21 protein-coding genes and 1 pseudogene are annotated in these 22286 nt (G+C 41.1%); 5 read left to right on the top strand and 17 right to left on the bottom strand.

Going from position 1 to position 22286, the window contains the following annotated elements:
- The first annotated feature begins 7 nt into the window (after nt 1-7).
- Both AN395_RS11735 and AN395_RS11730 read left to right on the top strand, forming a co-directional pair.
- On the top strand, nt 8-1291 hold the full coding sequence (locus AN395_RS11735) for a YeaH/YhbH family protein (RefSeq protein ID WP_054983102.1): 1284 nt from the start codon (nt 8-10) through the stop codon (nt 1289-1291).
- Between the two features lie 17 nt (nt 1292-1308).
- Complete coding sequence (locus tag AN395_RS11730) at nt 1309-2823, top strand: SpoVR family protein (protein WP_004588114.1); 1515 nt, start codon at nt 1309-1311, stop codon at nt 2821-2823.
- A gap of 151 nt (nt 2824-2974) precedes the next feature.
- Here AN395_RS11730 and AN395_RS11725 read toward each other — a convergent pair whose 3' ends face one another.
- A complete protein-coding gene (locus AN395_RS11725) occupies nt 2975-3946 on the bottom strand; it encodes a diguanylate cyclase (protein ID WP_004588115.1) in 972 nt (323 codons plus the stop codon).
- Between the two features lie 3 nt (nt 3947-3949).
- Entirely contained in the window at nt 3950-4954 is a 1005-nt protein-coding gene (locus AN395_RS11720; RefSeq protein ID WP_004588116.1) for a response regulator, read from the bottom strand.
- A gap of 216 nt (nt 4955-5170) precedes the next feature.
- Between AN395_RS11720 and tpx the strand changes: the two genes are divergently transcribed.
- Entirely contained in the window at nt 5171-5758 is a 588-nt protein-coding gene (gene tpx, locus AN395_RS11715) for a thiol peroxidase (RefSeq protein ID WP_054983101.1), read from the top strand.
- Nucleotides 5759-5871: 113 nt separating this feature from the next.
- Here the strand turns inward: tpx and adk are convergent, their stop codons facing one another.
- The 11 genes and pseudogenes from adk to AN395_RS11665 all read right to left on the bottom strand — a co-directional run.
- Nucleotides 5872-6516, bottom strand: a complete 645-nt coding sequence (adk, locus tag AN395_RS11710) for an adenylate kinase (RefSeq protein WP_004588118.1) — start codon at nt 6514-6516, stop codon at nt 5872-5874.
- 182 nt (nt 6517-6698) lie between these two features.
- Nucleotides 6699-8612, bottom strand: coding sequence for a molecular chaperone HtpG (gene htpG, locus AN395_RS11705; RefSeq protein WP_024033368.1), 1914 nt, complete (start codon nt 8610-8612; stop codon nt 6699-6701).
- Between the two features lie 145 nt (nt 8613-8757).
- The gene (locus AN395_RS11700) at nt 8758-10662 is read right to left on the bottom strand and encodes an MFS transporter (protein WP_054983100.1); all 1905 of its coding nucleotides are present in this window, start codon (nt 10660-10662) and stop codon (nt 8758-8760) included.
- 266 nt (nt 10663-10928) lie between these two features.
- Complete coding sequence (gene recR / locus AN395_RS11695) at nt 10929-11537, bottom strand: recombination mediator RecR (RefSeq protein ID WP_004588121.1); 609 nt, start codon at nt 11535-11537, stop codon at nt 10929-10931.
- Nucleotides 11538-11543: 6 nt separating this feature from the next.
- On the bottom strand, nt 11544-11870 hold the full coding sequence (locus AN395_RS11690) for a YbaB/EbfC family nucleoid-associated protein (RefSeq protein ID WP_004588122.1): 327 nt from the start codon (nt 11868-11870) through the stop codon (nt 11544-11546).
- A 59-nt stretch (nt 11871-11929) separates the two neighbouring features.
- Nucleotides 11930-14398, bottom strand: coding sequence for a DNA polymerase III subunit gamma/tau (dnaX, locus tag AN395_RS11685; RefSeq protein ID WP_054983099.1), 2469 nt, complete (start codon nt 14396-14398; stop codon nt 11930-11932).
- A 3-nt stretch (nt 14399-14401) separates the two neighbouring features.
- Nucleotides 14402-14947, bottom strand: a complete 546-nt coding sequence (apt, locus tag AN395_RS11680) for an adenine phosphoribosyltransferase (RefSeq protein ID WP_004588124.1) — start codon at nt 14945-14947, stop codon at nt 14402-14404.
- Between the two features lie 172 nt (nt 14948-15119).
- Nucleotides 15120-15242, bottom strand: a complete 123-nt coding sequence (locus AN395_RS19765) for a hypothetical protein (protein ID WP_004588125.1) — start codon at nt 15240-15242, stop codon at nt 15120-15122.
- Between the two features lie 72 nt (nt 15243-15314).
- The gene (locus AN395_RS11675; RefSeq protein ID WP_054983098.1) at nt 15315-16067 is read right to left on the bottom strand and encodes a DUF2063 domain-containing protein; all 753 of its coding nucleotides are present in this window, start codon (nt 16065-16067) and stop codon (nt 15315-15317) included.
- A gap of 10 nt (nt 16068-16077) precedes the next feature.
- A complete protein-coding gene (locus AN395_RS11670; RefSeq protein ID WP_095206655.1) occupies nt 16078-16905 on the bottom strand; it encodes a DUF692 domain-containing protein in 828 nt (275 codons plus the stop codon).
- Nucleotides 16906-17024: 119 nt separating this feature from the next.
- Nucleotides 17025-17279, bottom strand: a pseudogene (locus tag AN395_RS11665) (hypothetical protein); the annotation flags it as partial.
- Nucleotides 17280-17506: 227 nt separating this feature from the next.
- Between AN395_RS11665 and AN395_RS11660 the strand changes: the two are divergent.
- Together AN395_RS11660 and AN395_RS11655 are read left to right on the top strand one after the other, a co-directional pair.
- Nucleotides 17507-18487, top strand: coding sequence for a tRNA-dihydrouridine synthase (locus tag AN395_RS11660; protein WP_054983096.1), 981 nt, complete (start codon nt 17507-17509; stop codon nt 18485-18487).
- A 57-nt stretch (nt 18488-18544) separates the two neighbouring features.
- The gene (locus tag AN395_RS11655; RefSeq protein WP_004588130.1) at nt 18545-18877 is read left to right on the top strand and encodes a TraR/DksA C4-type zinc finger protein; all 333 of its coding nucleotides are present in this window, start codon (nt 18545-18547) and stop codon (nt 18875-18877) included.
- A 4-nt stretch (nt 18878-18881) separates the two neighbouring features.
- Here the strand turns inward: AN395_RS11655 and AN395_RS11650 are convergent, their stop codons facing one another.
- From AN395_RS11650 to AN395_RS11635, 4 genes are all read right to left on the bottom strand, one after another.
- On the bottom strand, nt 18882-19925 hold the full coding sequence (locus tag AN395_RS11650; RefSeq protein WP_054983095.1) for a hypothetical protein: 1044 nt from the start codon (nt 19923-19925) through the stop codon (nt 18882-18884).
- Between the two features lie 63 nt (nt 19926-19988).
- A complete protein-coding gene (locus AN395_RS11645; RefSeq protein WP_004588132.1) occupies nt 19989-21248 on the bottom strand; it encodes a hypothetical protein in 1260 nt (419 codons plus the stop codon).
- 11 nt (nt 21249-21259) lie between these two features.
- A complete protein-coding gene (locus AN395_RS11640; RefSeq protein ID WP_004588133.1) occupies nt 21260-21874 on the bottom strand; it encodes an energy transducer TonB in 615 nt (204 codons plus the stop codon).
- Nucleotides 21874-22278: a biopolymer transporter ExbD gene (locus AN395_RS11635; protein ID WP_004588134.1), complete on the bottom strand. Its 405-nt coding sequence runs from the start codon at nt 22276-22278 to the stop codon at nt 21874-21876. The genes AN395_RS11640 and AN395_RS11635 overlap by 1 nt, the downstream gene beginning before the upstream one ends.
- Nucleotides 22279-22286 lie beyond the last annotated feature (8 nt).

Here is a 22286-nt window from a genome sequence, read left to right as displayed (position 1 = left end):
GAACAGTATGGCGCATTTTATAGATAGACGCTTAAATGGTAAAAACAAAAGCACGCTTAATCGTCAGCGCTTTATTAGGCGCTATAAAAAGCAAATAAAAGAAGCAGTGTCTGATGCGGTTAATAAACGCAGCGTTACCGACTCAAGTTCAGGAGAGAGTATATCTATCCCGCAACGAGATATTAGCGAGCCCATTTTTCACCAAGGTAAAGGGGGCGACAGAGAACAAATTCACCCTGGCAACGATCAATTTTCAACAGGTGACAAAATTGAGCGCCCTAAAGGCGGCCAAGGTGGTGGCGCAGGCGATGGCGATGCAAGTGATTCAGGCGAAGGCCAAGATGACTTTGTGTTTTCTATTTCTAAAGATGAATACCTTGATTTACTCTTTGAAGACCTAGAACTGCCCAACTTACAAGAAAACCAGCTAGATAAGCTTGTACAAATGAAAACTCATCGGGCTGGTTTTTGTAGCGATGGTATGCCCAGTAATATTGATATAGTACGCTCATTACAGGGCTCACTCGCCAGAAGAGTCGCCATGAGCGCGGGTAAAAAAAGGCGCCTAGCAGAGCTTGAAGGCCAACTTGCGATGGAGCGTGAGCAAGCCAACAGCGACCAAGCCATCATTGCGTTATTACAAGAGGAAATTGAGCAACTTAAACAGCAAATAAAAGCCGTACCATTTATTGATAATTACGACTTACGTTTTCGTAATTATGAAAAACGCCCCCACCCCACCAGCAAAGCCGTTATGTTTTGTATTATGGATGTATCAGGCTCAATGGATCAGGCCACAAAAGACATGGCAAAGCGTTTTTATATTTTGCTGTATCAATTTTTGACCCGAAGTTATAAAGACATTGAGGTGGTGTATATACGCCACCACACACAAGCTAAAGAGGTCGACGAACAAGAGTTTTTTTATTCTCAAGAAACTGGCGGCACTATTGTCTCCAGTGCCCTTAAATTAATGAACGAAATAATAAAAGAGCGCTATGATTCAGAGCAATGGAATATATACGCAGCGCAAGCATCTGATGGCGATAACTGGGCAGACGACACCCCACACTGCGGTGAAATATTACGCAATAAGCTACTTAATGCGGTACGCTACTTTGCCTATATAGAAATTACCACGCGTGCGCACCAAAGCTTATGGCGCGAATATCAAAACATCACCCAAACCCATAGCAACTTTGCAATACAACATATTCAAAGTGTTGAAGACATTTACCCTATGTTTAGGGAGCTATTTAAAAAAAATCGTCAACAACAAGGGGCTGCTTAGCCTAAGCGAGGTTTACTATGAGCACTGAACGAATTAGCGATGGCCCAGATTGGACCTTTGAGCTGCTTGAGCAATACCAAACTGAAATAGCCCGTGTTGCAGCGCATTACCGGTTAGACACTTACCCTAACCAAATTGAGGTAATAACAGCTGAGCAAATGATGGATGCTTATTCAAGCGTTGGCATGCCTATAGGCTACAGCCATTGGTCATATGGTAAAAAATTTATACAAACCGAACAAAATTATAAGCGTGGGCAAATGGGGCTGGCTTACGAAATTGTGATTAATTCAAACCCCTGTATTGCTTATTTAATGGAAGAAAACACACTCCCTATGCAGGCACTGGTTATGGCGCATGCCTGTTATGGCCATAACTCATTTTTTAAAGGAAACTACTTATTTAAAACATGGACTGACGCCGACTCCATCATAGATTACTTAGTGTTTGCTAAAAATTACATTAGCCGCTGCGAAGAAAAATACGGTATTACACAAGTAGAAAGCTTAATTGATTCGTGTCACGCATTGATGAATTACGGCGTAGATAGATATAAACGCCCGCAGCAAATTTCCCTTTTTGAAGAGCAAAAACGCCAAAAAGAGCGTGAAGACTACATGCAATCTCAAGTAAACGAGCTATGGCGCACTATCCCCGCTCAACAGCAAGAAGCTAAAAAGCAAGAGAGGCATTTTCCGCAAGAGCCGCAAGAAAACATTTTATACTTTATTGAGAAAAACGCGCCTTTATTAGAGTCTTGGCAGCGAGAAATAATACGTATTGTACGAAAGATATCGCAATATTTTTATCCGCAAAAACAAACCCAAGTGATGAACGAAGGCTGGGCCACCTTTTGGCACTACACCATTTTAAACCACTTATATGATGAAGGTAAATTAACCGACTCCTTTATGATGGAGTTTTTGCAAAGCCATACCAACGTGGTTTATCAGCCACCTTATAACAGCAATTACTATTCAGGTATAAACCCGTATGCATTGGGTTTTAATATGATGGTGGATATTCGCCGTATTTGCGAAAACCCAACAGATGAGGATAGACGCTGGTTTCCTGAATATGCAGGCACTAATTGGCTAGACACACTACATTTTGCGATGGAAAACTTTAAAGATGAAAGTTTCATAAGCCAATTTTTATCACCTAAGTTAATTCGTGATTTTAAGCTATTTACTATTGTCGATCACAGCCGTAATCCACATCTAGAGGTAGGCGCAATACATGATGATAGCGGTTATCAGGCTGTACGCGAAGCGCTTTCAGCGCAATATAATTTGAGTAATCACGAACCTAACATTCAAGTATATAATGTTGATGTTAGAGGCGATCGTTCTTTAACGTTGCGTTATGTTCCTCACAATAATATCCCCCTTGCTGACTCGCATAAAGAAGTGCTAAAACACCTTTACAGGTTATGGGGATTCAAGGTTCAATTAGAGCAAGAGACCAGTACAGGCGATGTGTCTACTCTTGGCCAATGCCCAGCAGATGATACTCGCCATACTACAGAGTAAATAAAACGGCTGATAAAAACGGCACTTTAACCAAGCCCTTGTTAAGGATTTACTGCCAAAGCTTGCAGCGCAATTAGGTGCATCCTTGGTTACTTTAATTTAGCAGTAATATTACCGCTGCCTTAATTTTAGCAGCGCATAAAAAAGACGCTTATGCGTCATTTTTTATATCCTCAAAATCGGTTACTCTGTTACGGCCATGCTCTTTTGAGTGATACAGGGCTTTGTCAGCGGCTTCAATCCACCGCTCATGTTTTGCAAAGTCAGGGCTATTTCCTGCAAAACCAACACTCACAGTCATCTCTATTTTTGTGTTTTTATAAACAAAAGGGTTGGCTTCTATTAACGCTCTTATGCGCTCGGCAAAAGTTGCTGCGCCTTGCTTGTCGGTATCGAGTAAAGTAACAACAAACTCCTCCCCACCATAACGCCCTGCTATATCGGTTTCGCGAAGCGTCGTTCGTAGCAGTTCTGAAAGGTGGCGTAGCGCTTCATCGCCACAACTATGGCCATGCTCATCATTAATTTTTTTAAAATGATCGATATCAAACATCAATAATGTGCTGCTGCCACCGCTGCGCTTAACACGTAAAAACTCTTGGTGCAGTGTGCTTTCCCAATGCCCACGGTTAAACAGTTGCGTTAAGCTGTCGGTTTGGCTTACTTGCTCTAAACGTTTATTTAAATCTTCTAATTCTTTTTTATTGACTGCCACATCGGTAACATCATAAATAATGATACAAATATGACTTACCTCACCCAGTGTGTTGGTAAGTGGAATAAAGGTCGCATTTTGGTACATGTAATCCGCTTTACCGGTAATGGGACGGTAGTTTTTAAAACGAAAAATGTAAGGTTGCTGCTCCCAGATAGTAAAAGAGCGGTTTTTAAGTACAAATACAGACTCTGACTTGCTTCTAAACCATTTTTCATCAATTGATGGGAATAAATCAAATAGGTCTTTGTCTTTTACAGCACTTGGCAATAGCCCAGAATGGTTTTCCATAAAGCCATTCCACACACACACTTTATAATTTCTATCCAGTACAACCAGGCCCACATCAACCGTGTTAAACATATCCATTAACCAATGGATCTCATTCATTTCTAAATCAGCGGCCATAACTTAGTCTTCTAATAGGTAAGCAACTTTGTATTTCAAAGTTTTAAGTGAATCTTCGGTAAATAACAGCATAAGATCGCAGTTAATATCGTGGTTTTCGATGCCGTAGCTTATTTCTATCGCTAAGGTTCTTTGCCAACGAGATTTATTTGATTTAACCAATTCAGATACATCGCGATGTTGGCCAAGTACAATGGGATGACCTTGGCTAAAAGACATATCTAACTGTTTAGAAAGCCCCGTTAAAATTGAGCCTATTAAAATATTACTAATATCCATAAGTAGCTCAAGCTCAACTTTGTCGTTCAGCTCACCGTCGTAATTCATCAGTGACGCAATTTCTTTAAAGCTTGAGTCGTTTAATAAAAGTAATGCCTCGCCCGATACGCCACCGCCAATAAAGCCTTGGCACACCCCTGATGTGGCAGCATTATTGTCAATTGACTGCAGCGCCATATCCAGTTCATTAACTTCAAGCACATTCACATTCGGAATTGGCAGCTCTACAAACACATTCAAAAGCCGTGCAAGCAAATCGCCTGCTTGGCCCATAGCGACATTTGTAAGCTCTTGGTATATATCGCGCACATCTGGGTCTACTTGTTCACCTAAAGAATGAGCAAGACGCTCGCGCATGGCTTTATCTTTAATGCCATGATGCTCGATAATATCGGCAAGTTTTTCAGGTGAGCAAGGTTTTTGGATAAAATCAATGGCGCCTAATTCAAGTACGCGTTGGTGCGCATTTGGCTGAATATCGCCAGATACAACCACGGTTAGGATATTAAGGCCTTGCTCTTTCATGGCCATAAGGACTTCGTAACCGTCCATTTCAGGCATGTTTAAATCAAGGAAAAGGATTTCGGGCTCGATTATTTTTAGTTTTTTGATGCAATCAACACCATCTTGAGCAAACTCTACTTTAATATCCCAGTCATCTGGTAAAGAGCGGGCTAGCTGGCGCCTCGCTAATTTTGAGTCGTCACATATTAATACGGATGTTGACATACTATCTCTCTATTATTTAACCCAATGTTGTCAATAGGCCTTATGACTTTATTAAAGATACTTTTTGTAACTACATGTTAATAAAAGTTCATGCAGTTTACAATTTATATATCACAGAACTTATTATTACTTTTACAGTGATATTTAATCGCTTGGTCAGTGATATTGAGTATAATACACTCAAACCTATTGCGTTAATTTAAAAGGAAATAACCTATGGTACGCTCTCTTATTTTTGCACTAAGCACACTGGCTTTAAGCTCAGTTGGGCACGCATCACAGTACCCAGAAAACACGCTTGATGCAGGTAAGGTCTCTGCTCAGGGTAAGCCTGTCACTTTGTTAGGTAAAGGTGTAAGTGTAGGTAATAATGCGCCAAATTTTAAAGTGGTTGATGGTGGTTTTGCCCCTGTAAATCTTAATGATTATAAAGGGCAAGCTGTATTAATCAGTGTGGTGCCAAGTTTAGATACTGGCATTTGTAGCTTACAAACCAAACATTTTAATGAAAAAGTAGCGACGCAATTTCCTGCTATCGCAATACTGACCATCAGTGCTGATTTACCTTTTGCTCAAAAACGCTTCTGTAATGCTGAAAACATCGACAAAGTAACAGCTCTTTCTGACTCTGTATGGCGAGACTTTGGCCAAAAATATGGCTTAATTATAAAAGATATGGGGCTACTAACTCGCGCTGTGCTTATTTTAGATAAAAGCCATACAGTGATATACAAACAGCTCGTGTCTAATTTATCTACCGAGCCAAACTACGACCCAGTAATAGAAAAGCTAAAAACGTTATAGGTAACAGGGCGTGTTGACCTTTGGTGGTTTAATTTTAAATTGTTAAAAGCTACTAAATACAAAAAAACCGCCCAAGGGCGGTTTTTTAATACCTAAGCTGTGTTTAGATTATATTAACCTAAAAGCTCTGCTAGTTGCTGGCTTACTGTTTCAACAGCTTGCGTACCATCAATTTTATGGTACTGCGTGTTACCTGCTTGCGCTTCAGCTTGGTAGTAATCAACCAATGGCATAGTTTGCTCATGGTAAATAGCTAAACGTTTACGAACTGTTTCTTCCGTGTCATCTGCACGAATAATAAGCTCTTCGCCTGTTTCATCGTCTTTACCTTCCACTTTTGGTGGGTTGTAAACAACGTGATAAACACGGCCAGAGCCAGGATGTACGCGACGTCCACCCATACGCTCAACAATTACTTCATCAGCAACGTCAAACTCAATAACGTGATCAACCACAACGCCATTTTCTTTCATTGCATCTGCTTGTGGAATGGTACGTGGGAAGCCATCAAGTAAAAAGCCTTGTTCGCAGTCTGGTTTAGCAATACGCTCTTTTACTAAACCAATGATGATATCGTCAGAAATTAACTGACCTGCATCCATTACTTTTTTCGCTTCTAAGCCAAGTGGTGTACCTTCTTTAATGGCTGCACGAAGCATATCACCGGTAGAAATTTGTGGAATACCGTATTTGTCCATTAAAAACTGAGCTTGAGTACCTTTACCAGCACCTGGCGCGCCCAAAAGAATAATGCGCATATCATTGTCCCCTAGTATGGATATTTATTTTAAAGCCTGAATTCTTCCACAAGCGCTGCAGATACTCAAGCAACTTATACTAATTGCCTACTTTAGAGCGGATAAAAAAAGGAAGCATACGCTTCCTTTATAATTATGGTTATATTTTAGGCTCTTTTAGCAATTAAAAGAGCCTGTTAGCCTTACTTATTTAAATCAAGCATTAACTTGTTTAAACGTGTTACGAACCCGGTAGGATCTTTTAATGTACCGCGTTCAGCAAGTAAAGCTTGGTCTAGTAATACATGAGACCACTGGGCAAACTTATCTTCGTCTTGCTCATCGTTTAAGTGCTTAACTAACTGATGCTCAGGGTTAAGCTCAAACACTGGCTTAGCCTCTGGTACAGGTTGCCCTACTGACTCCATAAGCTTTTGCATTTGCGAGCTCATGTCGTTCTCATCGCTAACCACACAGGCAGGAGAGTCTGTTAAGCGATGCGTAAAGCGTACTTCTTTAACTTCTTCACCTAGCGCTGTTTTAATGCGCTCAATTAAGCCTTCTACTTCTTTTTCAGACTCTTCTTGCGCTTTTTTCGTTTCTTCGTCATCAAGCTTACCTAAATCAAGGTCGCCACGTGTAATTGACTGGAATGATTTTTCGTTAAACTCAGTTAAGTGGCTCATCATCCACTCATCAACACGATCACTTAGTAATAATACTTCGATGCCTTTTTTGCGGAAGATTTCTAAGTGCGGCGAGTTTTTAGCCGCTGTAAACGAATCAGCAACTACGTAGTAAATTTTATCTTGCTCATCGTTCATACGCTCAATGTATTGCTCAAGCGATACATCTTGTGTTTCTGAGTCGGTATGCGTAGATGAGAAGCGTAACAATTTAGCAATGGCTTCTTTATTCGCTGTATCTTCTGCTGGGCCTTCTTTGATTACTTGGCCAAACTCGTTCCAAAATGTTTGGTAGTCTTCGGCTTTGTTTTTAGCCATGCGCTCTAGCATTTTTAAGATACGAGACGTACACCCTTTACGAATCGCTTGCGTTACTTTGTTATCTTGTAAAATTTCGCGCGATACATTTAGTGGTAAATCGTTTGAATCAAGCAAGCCTTTTACAAAGCGCAGGTAGCTTGGCATAAACTGCTCAGCGTCATCCATAATAAAGACACGTTGAACATACAGTTTTAAGCCACTTTGGCGCTCACGGTTCCATAAATCGAACGGCGCTTTTTTAGGGATATACAATAAGCTTGTGTACTCAGTTTTACCTTCTACTTTATTGTGCGCCCAGTTTAGCGGCTCTTCCCAATCATGGCTTACATGCTTGTAAAACTCTTTGTATTCTTCATCAGAAACCTCTGACTTATCACGTGTCCATAAAGCGGTTGCACGGTTAATGCTTTCCCATTCACCTGGAACTGCTGGGATTTTTTCGCCGTCTTCGCCTTCAGACTCAGGCACTTCTGCTTTATACATTTGTACAGGCGTAGAAATATGATCTGAGTATTTAGTAACGATGCTACGTAAACGGTATTCATCCGCGTATTCTTTTTCTTCTTCACGCAGGTGTAAAATGATATCCGTACCACGGCCTTCTTTTTCAATTTCTTGTAACGTGTACTCACCTTCACCTTGTGACTGCCACTCGTACGCTTGTGTTTCACCCGCTTTACGCGTGCGCACTGTCACTTCATCAGCCACAATAAAGGCTGAGTAAAAACCAACACCAAATTGACCAATTAATTGCGAGTCTTTACTTTGGTCACCGGTTAAGTTTTTGAAAAACTCAGCAGTACCCGACTTAGCAATAGTTCCTAAAGAGCTAATCACTTCTTCACGCGTCATACCAATACCATTGTCAGATATGGTAATTGTGTTCGCTTCTTTATCTGCGCTAATACGTACACGTAAATCGGCATCACCTTGGTAAAGGTCGCCATTTGAAAGCGCTAAAAAGCGTAGCTTATCGGCGGCATCTGATGCATTTGATACAAGCTCACGTAAAAATATTTCTTTATTCGAATATAACGAATGAATCATTAAGTTTAATAGTTGTTTTACTTCTGTTTGAAAGCCTAATGTTTCTTTTTGTGCTGCAGTCATTTATGTATCTCCAATTAGCAAAGTGTCTGCGTTATGCACTTAATATGGGGTGAGGTGGAGTAACTTCAAGGGAAAAATTTAAAAAAGCAGCTTTTGTGCTGACATAAATAAAAAGCCACATAAAAATGTGGCTTTTAGGGTTAAACTACGGTGTATTTTTAGCGTACTGGGCTTTTAAAGCGCTGACTTGTTCGTGTAAATAATTAGCACTTACCTGCTCAGCTTCAATTGGCTCTCCCACACTCACCGATACTAAAGACCATTTAAGGCGTGGTAGTTGCCACTTGGCTTTACGGCTAAACATACTGCCCCACAAGCCACCTAAGTGAACGGGCACAACAGGCACAGGTGTGCGCGCTATAATGCGCTCAATGCCCCGCCTAAACATGTCCATTTCGCCATTACTTGTTAGTTTTCCTTCAGGAAAAATACCAACTAACTCACCACCTTCAAGCGCTGCGGCAACCTCATCAAATGCTTTTGCAAACGCCTTTGGGTTGGCTTTTTCGCTATCAATTGGAATAGCTTTTGCCATTTTAAATAGCCAATGCAGGGCTTTTGAGTAATAAATGGGGGCAAACACCATAAAGCGTATAGGCCTAGGCGAAGTGGCTAAAATAAACATCCAATCTACAAAGCTTACATGGTTAGCTATAATAACGGCTGCGCCTTCACTTGGAATATTTTCATGCCCTTTTGTGCGCACGCGATACATGCATATGGCTAAAATATAGATAACAAAGCGCAAGAAAAATTCCGGCACCTTAGTGTAAATATAAATAGAGATAAGCAAATTAAGCGCCGCCAAAAGCAATAGTAACGACGAGATATGCCACTCTAAAACAGAGAGCGTTACAATACTTAATATGGCACTGCCAACCATAAAGAGCGCATTAAGCACATTATTAGCAGCTATCACCCGTGAACGACTTGCCTCCTCGGTACGCTGTTGAATAAGCGCATACAGCGGCACAGTATAAAAGCCGGATGCAATACCAATACCTGCCATCCAAACAAAATGCCATACCATGTCGCCTGTATTAAGCACTTGTTTAAGCGTTAATAAATTTTCAGAGGGCGCGATATATTGACTAATAGCCGGCTCTTGGCTTAATAAATACAAAAATAGCGTAATTAAAATAGCGCCAAAAGGTACAATGCCCAGCTCAATACGTGAGCGCGAGAGCTTTTCGCACAACAAAGACCCCACGGCAATGCTTAGCGAAAATACCACCAGCGCACTGGTTACAACGAGTTCATCGCCACCCATTACATGCTTAACGTAATTAGGTAATGCCGTTAAAATAACCGCGCCTATTAGCCAAAACCAGCTTATACCCAACACCGATTTACCAACCGATTCTGTTTGAGCATTAAGCGCTTTAAATACATTTTTAGTGGATGAAAAAATATTATAGGTAAAGTGCAAATTAGGATTATTGGCTTGGCTTATAGGAATAAAGCGGCTGCTGAAAAAGCCAAGTACCGCAAGTACCAGCACGGCAATACTAATAATTGTTGGACCTGTTGTTTGAGTAATGTAATAGGTGCCAAAAATAGTACCAATTAAAATAGCTACAAAAGTGGCAGACTCAACCAAGCCATTGGCTTTTGTTAATTCGTTAGGCGCCACATGCTGCGGTAATATTGAATACTTCAGCGGGCCAAAAAAAGTACTTTGTAAGCCCATAAAAAACACGGTAGTCAGCATTAGCCACACATACTGCGTAAAAATAGAGGCTGCGCCAATAACCATAATCGGTATTTCGCAAAATTTAACAAGCCGGATCAGCTTTGATTTTTCTGTTTTTTCAGCTAATTGCCCCGCCATTCCTGAAAATAAAAAAAACGGTAATATAAATAAGCCCGCTGCAAGGTTTGAATACAGCGCACCATCGCCAAGGGTTACAGCTTGAAACACTAACAATATAAGCACGGATTGCTTATACACATTATCATTCATAGCCGACAAAAACTGCGTTACAAATAGCGGTAAAAAGCGCTTACTGCTGAGTAAGCCGCCTTTATTGTCGTGTTTATTATTTTGCATAGTACTCCTTACTAATCAGATAAATTCCTGATGTTTTTATAGCAACTTGAGCGATATTTTTAAGGCGCGTGAGCCGTGCAACTATCACGTTATCTAGTTGTTGTTAGTCAATAATTTATAACACAACGTCGCCAAGTTTAACTCATTTATTAATTTAATATGATTACCGGCAAACTCACACACGTTATACGGTAATTAAATAGCAAACACAAAAAAGCCCACATATTTTACTATGTAGGCTTTTAAAACGATTTCAGATAGTTGTGTTAGTCCTGCATAACCGCTCGGCGGCCACTAAATGCATGCATTAACGTTGTGCCATCTACTAAATCAAGCTCGCCACCAACAGGTATACCATGCGCTATACGCGAGGCCCCTACTTTATATTTATGGCAAAGCTGGGCAATATAATGTGCAGTGGTTTCGCCCTCAACCGTAGGGTTGGTAGCTAAAATCACTTCGTTAATACCGCCGTGCGAGAGCTTTTGTTCAAGTATATCAAGGCCTATTTCTTTAGGGCCAATACCGTCAATTGGCGATAAATGCCCCATAAGTACAAAATATAAACCAAGGTATTGGCCTGTTTGCTCTATTGCCAACACATCGGTAGGCGATTCAACAACACACAGCACACCACTGTCTTGGCGTTTTGTACTTAAGCAAATATCACACTGCGCTTGCTCAGTAAAAGTGCGGCACGACTGACAATGCCCAACCGCGCCCATGGCTTTGGTCAATGCGTTACCAAGTTGAGTACCGCCTTTACGATCGCGCTCTAATAAATGAAACGCAATGCGCTGAGCCGACTTAGGACCAATACCCGGTTGGCAACGTAGCGCTTCTATAAGCTGCGTTAAACTATCTGAAAGTTGCATATTTGCTTAAAACGGCATTTTCATACCTGGTGGTAATTGCATACCGCCAGTTACTTTGCCCATACGCTCTTGCGTTTCGTCAGCAACGCGGCGAACAGCATCGTTACATGCTGCAGCAAGTAAATCTTCAATCATGTCTTTGTCGTCTTCCATAAGGCTTTCATCAAGCTCAACACGACGCACGTTATGATTACCAAGCATGGTTACTTTTACAAGGCCTGCGCCGGCTTCGCCAACAACTTCCATTGTCGCGATTTCGTCTTGGGCTTTTTGCATGCGCTCTTGCATTTGCTGCGCTTGCTTCATCATGTTACCCATTCCACCTTTAAACATAATTTTCTCTCTTTCTTTTAAACTCTAGTTGTCATGAAGATAAGGGCGATTGTATTTAATTACAATGCCTGAATACTGTTTTCGTCTATTTCGGCGCTAAATAGCTGCTGAAATTGTACTATGTTTTCATCAGATGTGATCACATCTATTGCTTGCTGGTGTCGCCCTGCATCTATTTTTTGCTGAATTAAATAAGGCGAGTCAATCACCCCTTTTGCAAAGTTAATACTCAGCGATACGTTATGCCCGTAAATGCTTGATAACGCCGCATCGAGCTTTTGCCTAAGCATGGGCGTATCTAAGTGTTTTTGCGATTCATCCACGTCAATATGTAAACTGTCGCCTTGCTTGGTAAAAATCGAGTGTAATGCAAATTGGCGCATTCGCCCACCAAGCCCCATACGCTTAATTAAATAAGCCCATTCATCTTGCTGATGCGCAAATTTAATCTCGCTAATTGGGCTTTGAAAATCATCAGGAACCGGTATAGCGGGCTCTTGCTCTATTACCTCAGGCTTTTTTTGCGGATTAATTTGCTCCAGCAGCTCAGGCGCTAAGTTTTCAGTAATTGTTTGATGCTTTTCTTTAAAATCAACCTTACGCGCTGGCTGGCTTTGCGTTACTGGCTCAGCTGGCGTTTGGCTCCCTGTTACTGGGAGCGTTGGCTTTTTTTCGCTATCGCCTTGCGCATGGTCATGCCATGGCGGTGAATCGTCTTGTGACTCACTCGCTTGCAGGCTTGTATTATGTGGCTTTGCTTCGCTGTTAGGCGTAGCTTGGGCAGGCGTTTTTGGTGTTTGCGCTTGCTCAGGGGTATTTACACTCCCCCCTGAAAGCCTGCCTGCCCCCGATATATTTCTATCCCGTAAAATTCGCGCAATTGCTGATTGTGCTTGAGCTTCTTGTTCACGCACACTGCTATCTTTAGCATCGGCGCTTTCAGGCGCGGGTTGTGTGTGTTGCGCTACAGGTGCAGGGTTATAACCTTGCTCTACCGCACTGCTCATAACATCATCAAATTGTGCAGCTAAGCTTTGCTCCATATTACTGTGTTGCAGATAAGCATCGTCTTCACTTTGGCGCTCAGCAGCATCGCCACTCTTAGCTATGTGCGCACTTTGCTGCACAGGGCTCGGTATATCGTTTTGCGGGCTTTGAGCCGCAGCTGATGCGCTGTTGCTGTTTTGCTCACTTGGCGAGCGTGTTAGCTGCTCTATGGGCGGTTGCTCTACTGGTTCATCACTTGTTTGGCTTTGCGCAGTGCTTTGGTTTTGGCTTTTCTCAACCATTACTTGCGGAGCAGGGATTTCGTCTTGCGAAGGTGTTTTATTTTTATTTAATATATCACGCAGCGCATCGGCACGGCCTTTACTACTGGTTGGCGCAGGCGTTGCAGCACTTGGTGTGTCACTAGGATCAGGAAGCGATTGAGCAGGCGTTGTACCTGCAGATTCAAATGCTAATAAACGCAGCATTATCATTTCAAAGCCTAAACGAGGCTCTGGCGCCCATTGTAAGTCTTTTTTACCGTTTAATAGTAACTGGTAATAAACCTGTATTTGTTGAGCCTGGGTGTGCTGTGCAACATGGCTAATATAATCGGCATTTTTATCATCAAGTTGCGCTGCTTGAGGGACAAGCTGAGTTAATTGAATAAGGTGAGTTAATGCAATTAAATCATCAAGTAGTGCAATATAGTTAGGATTACGGCTCGCTACTTGGGCTATTTCGTTCATCAGTGCGCCACCATCTTGTGCTAACAAAGCAGCAAGCAAACTTTGGCTGTAATGGGTGTCCATTAAACCAAGCATAGCTTGTACGGCTTGATTGTTTATGTCGCCGTTGGTTTGCGCAATAGCTTGATCTGTTAAGCTCAACGCGTCACGCATACTGCCATCGGCGGCTTTTGCAATAATACTTAGCGCATCTTTATCAAAGTTTAACGCCTCTTGAGTAAGGACATGCTCAAGCTGAGTTTTAATTTCGCTTTGCGAAAGTGCATTTAAGTTAAACTGTAAACAGCGCGATAAAATGGTAACAGGTAACTTTTGCGGATCGGTGGTTGCTAGTAAAAATTTCACATGCTCTGGCGGCTCTTCTAACGTTTTTAATAACGCGTTAAAGCTATGCTTAGAGAGCATGTGTACTTCATCTATTAGGTATACTTTGTAACGTCCACGCGTGGGTGCATATTGAACGTTATCAAGAATTTCACGAGTATCTTCTACTTTGGTGCGAGAAGCGGCATCGATTTCAAGTAAGTCAATGTATCGCCCTGCTTCTATATCAGTACAACTGCTACATTGCCCACATGGAGATGCCGATATCCCCTCATCACAATTTAAGCTTTTAGCAAAAATACGCGCAATGGTCGTTTTACCCACACCACGGGTTCCAGTGAATAAATAAGCGTGATGCAGTCTATTTTGCGTTAGCGCATTAACAAGCGCTTGCTTTACATGAGACTGGCCAACCAATTCATGAAAGGTTTGCGGACGCCATTTTCTCGCTAGAACCTGATAACTCATCAATTACTCGCCTTCAAACTCAACCAGTTTTAAGATTTTAATACCCATTTTTTCTATACGCTGCTCACCACCAAGCTCTGGTAATGAAACAACAAACGCTGCATCAGTGGCTGTGCCGCCTAATTTTGCAACTAGCTTTGCTGTGGCTTCAATTGTGCCACCGGTCGCTAATAAATCGTCAACTAATAATACTTTGTCGCCTGGGACAATAGCATCAACATGAAGCTCTAATGTGTCTTCACCGTATTCAAGTAGGTAATCTTGGCGAATCACTTCGCGTGGTAGCTTGCCTGGCTTACGAACAGGAATAAAAGGGATCCCTAATGCGTAAGATAGCGGTGCACCAAAAATAAAGCCGCGAGATTCTGTACCAATAATTTTTGTAAAGCCTTGGTTTTTATATTCGTTTATAAAAGCATCGATTGTTGCTTTAAAGGCTTCTGGATTTGCCATTAGTGTTGTTACATCACGAAACATAATGCCTGGTTTAGGATAGTCGGCAATGGTTGCGATACTGTTTTTAATAATAGCGGGTGTTACTTGAGTCATAAGTTTAATTGCTCAATAGTTTATATTTCAAAGCAGCTGATTATAACCTTAACTGACGTTAAAATGCGAGTTTGCTGTTATTAATACCAAGGTGGTTTGAAAATTATAAGGGTGGAGGAAGAAAAGAAGCTTAAGGCTGATATAAACAACAGCCTTAATAGAGCAAGGAGCTTTAAGTTAGGCTTGTGATCCAGCCTAAAATCGCATTTAAACAGCCAATACCTACAAAAACTGCTAAAAAAGCAATAAAGTAAGTAGCGTTAAACGGATCTTTAAAGTCTTTATCATCTGACATTGGTATAACCTTTTTTTAAGCACGACAAATAAGGCTGCCATGATAGACGAAGTAAAAACATCTATAAAGACCTTAATGTTGATTTTTTGTCACGATAATACCGCGCTCGCACATTGCATTAAGCGTACTTAACGCACCTTGCGCAATTTGTTGTTCGCTAAAATTAGGCGCGTGGACTAAAACCTGCTGGCATACACTCTCAAAGTCAATGCCCGCATTAGATTCTATTATTGAAAGTAACAAGGCGGTCATTGCATTTGTAGCTAAAAACTGTACGTCGTCGTTATCATCTCTGTATACAACAAAGTAATTTGGCTGCTCAGATGGCGTGCTGGGTTTATACTCTGTGCTGATATTTTGCACCGCATACTGGTAGCTTAAATTACGCGCTACACTCGATAAGTAAAGTGCAGAACTGGTCAGTTCAGTGCTTTTTAAGCGTTGCTCGTTGGTATCTTCATTAGCCACGGAAACATCAAGCTCTATCCACTCATAATGTGCCAGCTCAAGCATAAATGCATAATCGTACTCTTGCAGGGTATAGCTGCTCGATAAGTAATTAATAAATTCCCCCGCTATGTCTAAAAAGTAAGGCGACTTACAGTCATGCTCACTAAAAAATGCCCTTATTAATTTTTGCCATTGCTGCTGTGTATATAAAGTTTTAAGCACCGGAAAACCAGATGAGATGAACCCTGCAATATTATTAAAAAATAAGTCACGGTAAATCGCCATGCGTCTATCTTCAATATCGTTAGGCTTTGGGTTATGCTCAGGCTCACGTATGTGCGCCATAAACTCATTTTGGCTGTCAATAAAGCTCATATTTCTTCCTTTATGCTAATTGCTGAGTAGGCGATGCGCATAACTGCTTATTTTGTAAATCGTGAATAATATCAAGCTCTTTTGTTAGTGTATTTATACTTGGAATATTAAAATCACGCTCTAATAAGGTAGGAAACACCCCATGCGCTTGGTACGCTTTATCAAGCAAGTCCCATACGGGGTCAATAACATCAGCGCCGTGGGTATCAACAATTAAATCATCGGCTTCATTGTAGTGCCCAGCTACGTGCCCGTATGCAATGCGTTTTGAAGGTAACCCTAATAAAAACGCTTCGGCGTTGTAACCATGATTAATGGAATTAACATAAATATTATTTACATCAAGGAGTAGCTTACAATCGGCTTGCTCTAAAATCGTGTTTGTAAATTCAAGCTCAGATAACTGCTGGCCAGGCGCCGCATAATAAGAGACATTTTCGATGGCTATTTGGCGCTCTAAAATATCTTGCACTTGTTTGATGCGAGGTACAACGTGTGCAATGGCATCTTCAGTAAAAGGGATTGGCATTAAATCGTACATATGCCCTTTTCCAGAGCAGTAACTTAGGTGCTCACTGAATAGTTTAATGTTGTGCTGATCAAAAAACGTTTTTAGCGATTTAACAAATTCAATATCAAGAGGTTCAGGCGAGCCGATAGAAAGCGATAAACCATGGCAAACAAAATTATTGGCGTCAGTTAAGGTTTTAAATTGTTTTTTAAAGCGGCCTCCCAGCTTAAGCCAGTTTTCAGGCGCTACTTCCATAAAATCAATTTGCTTTGGTGTATGCGCTAGTAATTCATCAAGCATCTCTCGACGAAGACCTAAGCCCACCATCCCAAATGCTGAGTTTTGTGTTGCTCTCATCATTATCTCCTAAAACAAAAAGGGCCTTTTGGCCCTTCTAGCATAACGTATATCTGAGTAAATCAGGTACTTAAATCAGCCTGTTATTGGCCGCCACATTTGCCTTCGCCGCATTTACCTTCTTTTTTACCTTTTGCGTCGCACTTACCTTCTTTTTTACCTTTTGCGTCGCCGCCACATTTGCCTTCACCGCACTTACCTTCTGCCGCATCAAGCTGGTATCCGGTTACTAACTGTTGAAATTCAAATGGGTTTGCTTGTGCATCTGCAGAGGCAAAACTTGCAGAGCCAACAACTACTGCACCTAAGGTTAACGCGATTGAGTTTTTCTTTACTGTATTCATTGTATGACTCTCTTATATAAGTGTGTATTAAGATAACGCAAACTAATTATTGTCAATTATGCGTTGCTTGTATAATTAAATAGACCCGCTATCAAATAAAAACTTTCATTTATTTTCATTTTTTTTACTTTTAAATTTATACATACAAATATGGGCAGTAATTTAAGTTTTATCAAACCATACTTTGCAGGTACACTACGCACCCGTTTTTTCAATAAAAATACTCTATGAAACTTGTTTTAGCGCCTATGGAAGGTGTTGTTGATTTTAAAATGCGCCAACTTCTTACCAATATTGGTGGCTTTGACCTATGCGTAACAGAATTTGTTAGAGTAATTGATAAATGTTTACCGGCTAAAGTTTTTCATCGCTATTGTCCTGAGCTCAATAATAACGGTTTAACCAAAGCCGGTACTCCTGTGCGCGTACAGTTACTAGGGCAAGTGGCCGACGTATTAGCAGAAAATGCGGTTAGAGCTATCGAATTAGGCTCCCACGGTATAGATCTTAATTTTGGCTGCCCTGCAAAAACGGTAAATAAAAGCCGCGGGGGCGCTGTACTGCTAAAAGACCCTGACCATATGTATGACATAATCAAAGCAGTAAGGGATGCGGTAGATAGTAAACATCAAGTAAGCGCTAAAATACGCTTGGGCTTTGATGATGATAGCAATAGCCAAGAAATTGTAGATGCCGTTGTAAGCGCAGGTGCAGATAGTATTGCAATCCATGCCCGTACTAAGCGTGATGGTTATAACCCACCTGCATACTGGGAAAAAATCCCCCCGCTAATAAAAGGTAAAAACATAGCCGTGGTTGCCAATGGTGAAATTTGGCAAGTGGAAGATGCTCTACTTTGCCAAACCCGAAGCCAGTGTAGCGATTTAATGCTAGGGCGCGGTGCGCTCTCTCACCCTGATTTAGCAAAAAAAATTAAAGCTCATGTTAATAATGAACAATATAATGGCCTAGAGTGGGAACATATAATTTATCATTTGATTCACTCTGCTATTCATCAAGACCCCACACAAGATGAAAAATATTTTGCCTCTCGTACTAAACAATGGCTGGGTTATCTAAAACGCCAATACCCACAAGCTAATGCACTATTTGATGAAATAAGACGTCTTAAAGTAAAAGGTGATGTAGCACAGGTTTTAAAAAAATACGCTAAGTCTCCGCAACTTGATTCAAATCATAGCGTATAAGCAGCGCAGCTCAGATAATACCGGTATAACGAAACGCTAAATGAAGGTTATACCAATATGCTTTATCAGCAACAACTGCACAGTGAAATAGCACACGTTAAATCAGTAATATTAGCGATGCTGAGCCAATCTGCACACCCTGCCCATCTTAAGCTACGTGACGTTATATTAACTAGCCAGCATAACGAATGGCTTGACACGGCCACCTACCACTTAGGTCCTGAATATCAAACTTTAGTTAATAGGCTGACAGAATTAGAAGCGGCAATAAGCCAAATTGATATTGGTCAATACGGCTATTGCTGCGATTGTGAAGAAGCAATTTCTGAGCGGTTACTTAAAAAAGACCCTGCAACACAGCGTTGTGAAATGTGCGCTAAGCGCACATAAGCGTTTAAAGTGTTAATAGTTGCTCGGCAAAACTAAAAGCGTGGCCTGGGTAAAGCACACTATCTTCAACTAAATACTGCGCATCGCGCTGTGAAATAGCTAAACGTTTTACTAAGTTCACTTTTGCCTGAGATAAGGTCCATGCATGGTAGTGTATGCCCACATCGGTTTCCATTAGCGCAAGCATTAGCCTTTTATCTTCTGGGCTTAGTTGGCTGTTTTTAGCCATAGCTGGCAACAGCATGTAATCAGTTTGCCAATCAATCCCTTTTACTTTTGGTGCCTTGCTTAAATATTGGCTAATAAACGAAGTATTATGATGCTCGTTATAGTTCAAATTAGGTGCAGTGTGCGAGTCGATTTGAAGATGCTGATTGATAGTATCAACCCATTGCAAAGGCGACTTAACTGCCCCACTGAAGTAATTTAGTTTACTTTGATACCATTCACTGCCATTAGCAAGTCCACGTAAGCCAATGCTTCCCCTTGGTTTGTATTGGGCCAAGTAATCATTAAACTCTGCAATCTGGGCTTTTAAATCGTTTGCGCTAGATTGTTTTAATAGTGACGTTTGTAAGTAACCCTGCAGGAGGTTTAATTCAATCTTGTTTAATCTCAAATTGCTTTGCAGCGCACTATCTAATTGATCTTGAGTGAACTTAAGCCACTCAATTACCTCGTTAGCCTTAGTACTTTGCATTTGCGCTGATAATAAGTTCTCTAACACATTGACCTGTGCAGGCCAGCTGAAAAAGCGCTCAGGAAAACGCTCAGCAATAATTAAGTAATTTAGCTGCTGTGTTTGCGCGTTTGAAAGAGTCATTGTTTGTAGCCGCTGATACATCTGATGACGAAGCGATAAATACGCTGAGGAAAAAGGCAATGCTTGTTCAGTGGATACACTTTCAGTGCCCACAGGCTTTAGCGCCGTGTTTAAATTTTTAATACTCTGCTGCGCAGCATCATAAGATTCAAAAGGCAGTGGTTGTTTTGAACAAGCAACCAAAAACAGACTAAATAGGACAGACAAAAGATGCGTTTTATTCATTATAAATTCCAATAAAAAAAGCCCCAAAGGGGCTTTTTATATAATTGCTAAAACAAATTAAAGTTAAATTTTAACACCGTTGCGAGCGGCTTTATCTTTAATAAATGTAGACCAACCTTTAGCAAACTTACGTGTGCGTGGGTCGTCCATTGCTTTAGTAATAGCAGCATAAGCTTGCTTGTATTTAGCTTGGTAGTAGTACGCTTCAGCTAAATCTGAATAAATGGTGCCTTTTTTGTCAGAGCCAAGCTCTAACGCTTTGTTCAAACGAACAACAGCAGCACTAAAGTTCTCAGATTGTAAAAGTAACGATCCTGCTTTGCGGTAAAGCTCTGCATCGTCGTCAAATTTAGCAGCTTCTTCGTAGTACTTAGCAGCTTTTTCGATGTCTTTAGAACGGTGGTAGTTACTAGCAATTGCGTTAACATTTTGCTTAGTACGCTTAACTTTGTCTTCTTTAATCGCATTTTCAAGGGTTTTAGCCGCTTTAAATGGAATTTCGTTTAAAGAATAAAAGTTAGAAAGTACTTTGTAATCTACTTCCGCTTCAAAATAGCCATTTTTGAATGCTACTTCCATGGTCGCTAGACCTTTAGAGTAGTCTTCGGTTTGTAGGTAGTATTTACCTAAACTAACCCAGGCTTTTTTGTCATCTGGCCAAACACGTACAATCTCTTCACCAATTTTCACCATGTTGGCGTAATCTTTAAGTTCAAAGTAAGAACCTAATTTTAATTGGTAAGGGGCCTTGTTAGGCTCCTTTTGTAAAGAGATTGCCTTGTCGGCAGGTTTAAAAACATCACGAAACTGACCTAACTGATAGTTAGCTTGCGCAATACGAGTATAAACTTTAGGGTCTTCTTCGCCGGTGAAGTCCATCCAAGCTGTATAAGCTTTTTTGGCTTCTTGGAACTTTTCAGTACCTGCGTATAAATCACCCAATAGCTTTAAAGTTTGCTCGTGATCTGCGAAGTTTAAAATATCAGGGGCAACAGCTTGTCTAGAGTATTTAATCGCTTCATCGTACTTCTCTTTTTGCGCGTACATGCTACCTAAGTAACGATTTACAGTCGCTTTATCGAAGTCGTTAGATGCGTCAATCTCTTTTAACAAGGCAATTGCTTCATCAATTTTGTCTTCATTGTACAAGTCAAACGCTTTAATTACCTTTTTACCAGTACGCTCGCCCATGATTTTAGTCTTGGCTTTTTTACGCTCTTCAATTTTAGCGTAATCCGGCGCTGCTAATACAGGTGCAGTTATAGCTGCACCTGACACAGACATAAGAATTGCAAGAGCAGTTACTTTAGATAAATTTCTCATTACTCGCCTCCTTAGCCTTGGTTAAGTTTAAAGTCTAGTTGAACTTGTAAACCAACTTGTTTTTGTGGTTTACCGTCAATAATTTTAGGACGGTATTTCCACTTGCGTAATGCACGTTTAGCTTCACGGTCAAAGATACGTTTTGGTTCTGCGTCAATAACTTGAACGTCAGTCACGCCACCTAACTCATCAATTGTGAACGAAAGTTGTACCCAACCTTCTTTACCATCACGCGCTGCTTGCGTTGGATATTTTGGTTCAATACGAACGATAGGTGTCGCATCACCATCTCGTCCAAATGCACCTGGACCACTTAGTCCACCAGCCGAACTTCCTACATCAATGCTACCCATGTTAAATGACATAGCACCAGGGTTAGGATTGTTATTCTCCGGCTGTGGCGGCTGCGGTTTAGGCGGCTGCTTTGGCGGTGGCGGAGGCGGAGGCGGAACACGCTTCCTCTCCTGCACCTTAGATTCAGGCGGATTCGTCATTATTTCGACTATGATCTGCTCTTTTTGTTCAGTATTACGGTCAGCCCCACCAGAGATGAGGTAAGCCATGAAGTAGAACAAGCCGAAAGTAACTGCCCCACCTGCAATCAGTGAAAACAGAAAACGAATCATTACTGATCTCCAGCTATTGAAATTCTCAGGTTGTCACCTGTCGCTTTGATCTGGTCCATAACTTTAACCACTACGCCGTGCTTTGCTTCTTTATCAGCTTGCAAAATCACAACATCAGTAGGTTGTTCTGCTAATAAACTTTCGATTTTTGCTGAAACACGTTCAACATCAACTTGCTGTTTATCAATCCAGATAGCACCATCACTGCGAATAGCAACAAAAATGTTAGCATTTTTTTGCTTCGTAGCTTGGGCCGCTTTAGGTTTATTGACCTCGATACCAGCCTCTTTAACGAACGATGTAGTTACGATAAAGAAAATAAGCATGATAAATACGATGTCAAGCATTGGCGTCATATCTACCGCTGCTTCTTCTTCTTCACGAAAACGTTGTTTACGTGCCATATTTAATT

The organism is Pseudoalteromonas sp. P1-30, from assembly GCF_001400005.1.
GTDB classification, from domain to species: Bacteria; Pseudomonadota; Gammaproteobacteria; order Enterobacterales; family Alteromonadaceae; genus Pseudoalteromonas; species Pseudoalteromonas atlantica.
This window is presented reverse-complemented; position numbering and strand designations above follow the sequence as displayed.